The sequence below is a fragment of the Mycobacterium sp. TH-M82 genome, from assembly GCF_057473605.1.
Genome location: NZ_JBYCKY010000499.1, coordinates 1 through 5,487, shown reverse-complemented (window position 1 = coordinate 5,487; position 5,487 = coordinate 1). Strand labels below are relative to the sequence as shown.

Annotated in this window: 4 protein-coding genes and 1 pseudogene; 2 read left to right on the top strand and 3 right to left on the bottom strand. The window is 65.2% G+C overall.

Translation table 11 applies throughout. From position 1 onward, the window contains the following. Window positions 1-517 (top strand): lipid uptake coordinator LucA (gene lucA / locus AC2VON_RS15595; RefSeq protein ID WP_486953762.1); only part of this gene is annotated, 517 nt, incomplete at its 5' end. Between the two features lie 15 nt (window positions 518-532). On the opposite strand, the gene AC2VON_RS15590 is transcribed toward lucA, so the two are convergent. The 3 genes from AC2VON_RS15590 to AC2VON_RS15580 are packed head-to-tail and all read right to left on the bottom strand — an operon-like array spanning window position 533 to window position 4,453. Continuing rightward, window positions 533-1,045, bottom strand: a complete 513-nt coding sequence (locus tag AC2VON_RS15590; protein ID WP_486953761.1) for a DUF5078 domain-containing protein — start codon at window positions 1,043-1,045, stop codon at window positions 533-535. Between the two features lie 59 nt (window positions 1,046-1,104). Beyond that, window positions 1,105-4,005: an MMPL/RND family transporter gene (locus tag AC2VON_RS15585; protein WP_486953760.1), complete on the bottom strand. Its 2,901-nt coding sequence runs from the start codon at window positions 4,003-4,005 to the stop codon at window positions 1,105-1,107. A gap of 25 nt (window positions 4,006-4,030) precedes the next feature. After that, the gene (locus AC2VON_RS15580; RefSeq protein ID WP_486953763.1) at window positions 4,031-4,453 is read right to left on the bottom strand and encodes an MmpS family transport accessory protein; all 423 of its coding nucleotides are present in this window, start codon (window positions 4,451-4,453) and stop codon (window positions 4,031-4,033) included. A gap of 346 nt (window positions 4,454-4,799) precedes the next feature. Here AC2VON_RS15580 and AC2VON_RS15575 point away from each other — a divergent pair. Then, window positions 4,800-5,484 (top strand): annotated as a pseudogene (locus AC2VON_RS15575) (TetR/AcrR family transcriptional regulator). Window positions 5,485-5,487 lie beyond the last annotated feature (3 nt).

Sequence of the window (5,487 nt, the reverse complement as noted above, 5' to 3'; positions counted from 1 at the left end):
GGGGGTGCTGATCGCCGGCACCGCCATCAGCGAGATCTGGTTCAGCCTGGACCGCGCCGGGCAGTGGCTGTTCGGGGTCTACGGCGCAGCCGCGGCGGTTGCGCTGCTCGGGATCGGCGCGTTCTACCTGTCGTTCGTCGCCGAATTGCCGCCACCCCCGCCGAAGCCGAAGAAACCCGAGAAACCCGAGCGGCGCCTGCGCTTCCGTAAGAAGGGCAGGGGCGCTGAGAGCGCTGAGGACGCTGAAGAAGCACCCGAAGGAGCCGGGGCGGTCACCGAGGCAGCGGAGAAGACACCGGAGGCCCAGACCACCCAGACCGTCGAAAATACCCAGACCACCGACAGCACCGAGACCGTCGAGCCCGAGGGCGCCGAAGACGAGAGGCAGCAGGCTCAGGCACCCGAGACCGAGGCGGCGCTCACGGAGGCAGACACGACAGACAACACCGAGGCGGACCTGATGCACGCCGCGGGCCGGCACAGAATGCCGTCCGGCAAACGTCGGCGGAGGAAATAGCGTCGCCTAAGCCAGTTAGGGATGGCCGGGTTGGGGCCCGGGTTCGTTGCTCCACACGTAGGGGTTCGGGTGCCAATCCCACACCGATTGATCATCGGGGGAGTATTGCGAGCACGCCTCGGTCGATTTGGCGATCACGCCCTTGTTGTTGAAGAAGATCTTGGCGTGGTTGGGCCAGGAGGTCGTCAGGTCATCGGCGAAATTCGTCGCCAACTGCTCGGAGTAGTTCCTGCGCTGCACCGGGTCCAGTGAGAAGAACCAGTGCATCTGATCCCGGGTGGCCTGCTGAACCGCCGGCGAGTGGTTGTTGTAGTCGATCATGTACCGCTCGTAGTAGACCGGCGAGAGGTCACGGCTGGCGGCCAGCATCTGCTCGGCGTTGCATTCGGTGCGGATCACCCGCCGCGGTATCGGAAAGTCGTCGCTCGAGTCGGCGGCAGCGACCACGGGGAACACCGCGGCCGCGATGCCGGCGGCGGCCGCAACGGCCGCACCACGAAGAAACGGGTTCCGGCTGCGTGTTTGCATGCAACTCACTATAACCATTCGGCAAACCTTTCCCTACCGGCCGATATCGGCCGGTTGACTCAGCCGGCCGGCCGGGCGAACTCCGCGGTCATCACGCCGCCGGCGTCCGGACCGGACGTGACGGGTTGTGGGCCTGCCGGCTGCGGCCTGCTGCGCAGATGCGGGAGAACATTAATCGGCCACCAGAACCACCGGCCCAAAAACGCGGCGATGGACGGCGTCATGAACGCGCGCACGATCAACGTGTCGAACAGCAGCCCCAGACCGATGGTGCTGCCGACCTGCCCGACCACCCGCAGGTCGCTGACCACCATCGAACCCATGGTGAAGGCGAACACCAGGCCGGCGGAGGTCACCACTTTGCCGGTGCCCCCCATCGCGCGGATGATCCCGGTGTTGAGTCCGGCGTGGATCTCCTCTTTGAACCGGGAGACCAGCAGCAGGTTGTAGTCAGACCCCACCGCCAACATGACGATGACCGCCATCGCCAGCACCAGCCAGTGCAGCTGCATGCCGACGATGTGCTGCCACACCAGCACCGACAGACCGAACGACGCACCCAGCGACAGCGCCACCGTACCGACGATCACCACTGCGGCGACCAGCGCACGGGTGATCAGCAACATGATGATGAAAATGAGGCACAGCGCGGCGATTCCGGCGATCGTCAGGTCGTAGCTGGAACCCTCGCTCATGTCTTTGAACACCGCCGCGGTGCCGCCCAGGTAGATCTTGGCGTCCTCCAGCGGTGTGCCCTTGAGCGCCTCCTCGGCCGCGGTCTTGATCTCGTTGATGCGTGCGATGCCCTCGGCCGTCGCGGGGTCGCCACGGTGCGAGATGATCATCCGGACGGCCTTGCCGTCCGGTGACAGGAACATCTTCAGGCCACGCTTGAAGTCCGGGTTGTCGAACACCTCCGGAGGCAGGTAGAACGAATCGTCGTTCTTGGCGTCGTCGAATGCCCTGCCCATCGCGGTGGCGTTGTCGCTGAGCTCGTCCATCTGGTCGAAAATCCCGGACATGGTGCTGTGCATGGTCAGCATCATGGTCCGCATGGTCTCCATGGTCTGCATCATCGGCGGGAACGTGGTGAGCATCTGAGGCATCAGCTTGTCCAGGTCACCCAGGTTGACCACGAGCTTGTCCGTACTCTCGGTCACCTGGTCGATGCTGTCGAAGAGGTCGAAGATGGATCGCCCCGCCCAGCAGATCGGAATGTCATAGCAGTGCGGTTCCCAGGAGAAGTAGCTGCGGATCGGCCGCAGGAAATCGTCGAAGTCTGCGACGTGGTCCCGGACGTCATGCACCATGAGCGCCAGCTCGGTGGTGTCCAGAACCGTCTTGTGGGTGGTGCCGGCCAGTTGGCCCATCAGGTCGTACATCCGCTGCATGGTGGCAATGGTCTTCGCCATCTCGTCGGCCTGGACCAGCATGTCGTCCATCCGGTCCCGCTGGTATTTCATGGTCTGCAGCTGGCCGGCGTTTTGCATGCTGATCTGAAACGGGATCGACGTGTGCTCCAGCGGCGTGCCCTGCGGCCGGGTGATCGCCTGCACCCTGGAGATTCCCACCACCCGGAAGATGGCCTTGGCCAGCTTGTCCAGCACCAGGAAATTCGCCGGATTGCGCATGTCGTGATCCGTCTCGACCAACAACATCTCGGGCATCATCCGGGACTGCGAGAAATGCCGATCTGCCGCGGCATATCCCGCGTTGGCCGGGATGTTGTTGGGGATGTACTTCCGGTCGTCGTAGGCGGGCCGATATCCGGGCAGTGCGAACAAGCCGACCAGCGCGACGGCAAGCGAGGTCAGCAGAATAGGCACCGGCCAGCGCACGATCACGGTGCCCACTTGCCGCCAGCCTCGGGTACTCAGCCGGTGGTTCGGGTCGAACACCCCGAAACGGCCGCCGACGGTCAGAATCGCCGGACACAGCGTCAGGGCGGCGACTACCGAGACGACCAGGCCGACCGCGCACGGGGCGCCCAGGCTCTTGAAATAGGGCATCCGGGTGAAACTCAGGCAATACGTCGCCCCGGCGATGGTCAGTCCCGAACCGAGGATGACGTGAGCGATGCCGCGGAAGGTGGTGTAGTAGGCGGTCTCTCGGTCCTCACCGGCTTGGCGGGCCTCCTGATACCGGCCGACGAAAAAGATGGCGTAGTCGGTGCCGGCGGCAATCGCCAGGGAGGTCAGCAGGCTGACCGCGAACGTCGTCAGGCCGAACAACTCGTGATGGCCCAACAGGGCGACGACGCCGCGGGCGACCATCACTTCCATCCCCACCATGCCCAGTACCAGCACCACCACGACGATCGACCGGTAGACCAGCAGCAACATCACGAAGATGACGATGCCGGTGACGACCGTGATCCGGACGATCGACTGGTCGCCGCTGTGGTTCATGTCGCTGATCAGCGCCGCCGCGCCGGTGACATAGACCTTCAGCCCGGCCGGCGGCGGCGTGGCGGCCACCACGTCGCGAACCGCCGCGACCGATTCGTTCGCCAGAGCCTCGCCCTGGTTGCCCGCCAGGTTCAACTGCACGTATGCCGCTTTGCCGTCGGCGCTTTGGGCACCCACCGCGGTCAGCGGGTCGCCCCAGAAATCCTGGACGTGCTGCACATGCTTGGTGTCGGCTTCGAGTTTGCGGATCAGCGCGTCGTAGTATTTGTGCGCGGCGTCGCCGAGGGGTTCGTCGCTTTCCAGCACGATCATCGCCATGCTGTCCGAATCGGACTCCTGAAACACCTTGCCCATCCGCGTCATCGCCCGCATCGACGGCGCGTCTGACGGACTCATCGACACCGCACGCTCTTTGCCGATCTGCTCCAGCGATGGAACGCTGACACTGAGCACCACGATCACCGCCAGCCAGAACAGGATGATCGGCACCGACAGCCTGCGGATGGTCCGCGCGATGAACGGTCGGTGATCGGCGTCGTGGGCGGCGCTCATACGCCGCTCTTCTTGGACAAGGAGCTCATGCGGCCTTCACCAGGCAGTAGGTATAGGCGTTGACTTCGTTGGAAATCCGTTCCGCCTTGACCACCCCGTCGACGGTGATACGGCAGCCGATGCTGTTGCTATTACCCTGCGCCACAATGTTTCCCATCACCGCGGGCAGAGTGGTGACGATTTCCAGCTTCCACGGCAGCCGTGCGTCGTCGACCCGCTGTGGCTCGGAGTTGACGTCGAAATAGCTGATGTCGGCCACGGTTCCGGCCGGGCCGAAGACCTCGTAAGTCAGCTGTTTGGGGTTGAACGGCTGGGTGTCGTCGATTTGTCCGTCGGCGTAGGACGGTCGCTGCTCGGATCCGAAGAAGCCGTGGATCCGGGACACGGTGAAACCGCCGGCCCCGACCACCGCCAGGATCACCAGCGGGATCCACCACCGTCTCAGCAATCGGAAAATCGGCATCCTATCCACCCGTTGGCATTTCGATGGTCGGCGACGTGTCGGTCACTCGCGCGGTCAGCGTGTTCGTCGAGCCGGCCGCCGATGTACCGCGGTCCGTGCACCGTCACAGGACGCGTGCACAGTGGTCACCTCTGGTCACCTCTACCCGGCGGCGCGCCGATGAGAACGCGACCAACCCGCGAACGAAGTAAATCACGCCGCTGCCCGAAATGGTCAGCTCCTCTCCCGGTCTACGATGGATTTATACCCCGGTCTGTGATGGGTGTATAACGCATATCACGTGCGTAAACGCACGCTACCGCACTCCGACCCCGGTTGCAACGCACATCGAGTGCGTTATCCTCACGTCTGTGAGGCAGCTCTCGTTCCAACGCGCCCGCACCGAGGAGAAGAAGCGGCAGCGGGCGGCGGCGCTGGTGGAAGCCGCCCGCACGGTCGCGCTGGAAGGCGGGGTCGCTTCGGTGACGCTGACCGCGGTCGCCGGCCGCGCCGGCGTGCACTATTCGGCGGTGCGCCGCTACTTCAGCTCGCACAAAGAGGTGCTGCTACGGCTGGCGGCCGAAGGCTGGGAGCGCTGGTCGGACACGGTCCGCAAGGCGTTGCGCGAACCCGGCCCGATGTCGCCGGCTCGGGTCGCCGAGACGCTGGCCGGCGGGCTGGCCGCCGATCCGCTGTTCTGCGACCTGCTGGCCAACCTGGCCCTGCACCTCGAGCACGAAGTCGACCTGGACCGGGTGGTCGAAGTCCGGCGAGTCAGCACGGCGGCCGCGCTGGCCTGTGCGGACTCGATCGAGCAGGCGCTGCCGGGACTCGGCCGCAGAGGCGCCCTGGACCTGCTGCTCGCCTCCTACTCGCTGGCCGCCCCGCTGTGGCAGTTCGCGCACCCGCCGGAGGGGCTGGCCGACGCCTACGCCGTCGAGCCTGACCTGCCACCCGACTGGAACCTCGACTTCACCGCCGCGTTGACGCGGCTGCTGACCGCCACCTGTGTCGGCCTGATCGAGCGGTCAGCCTGAGCG

What these genes read in the sequence shown, in the direction of transcription:
- AC2VON_RS15590 (WP_486953761.1), bottom strand. Translation starts at nt 1,045, where the DNA reads ATGCAAACACGCAGCCGGAACCCGTTTCTTCGTGGTGCGGCCGTTGCG.
- AC2VON_RS15585 (WP_486953760.1), bottom strand. Translation starts at nt 4,005, where the DNA reads ATGAGCGCCGCCCACGACGCCGATCACCGACCGTTCATCGCGCGGACC.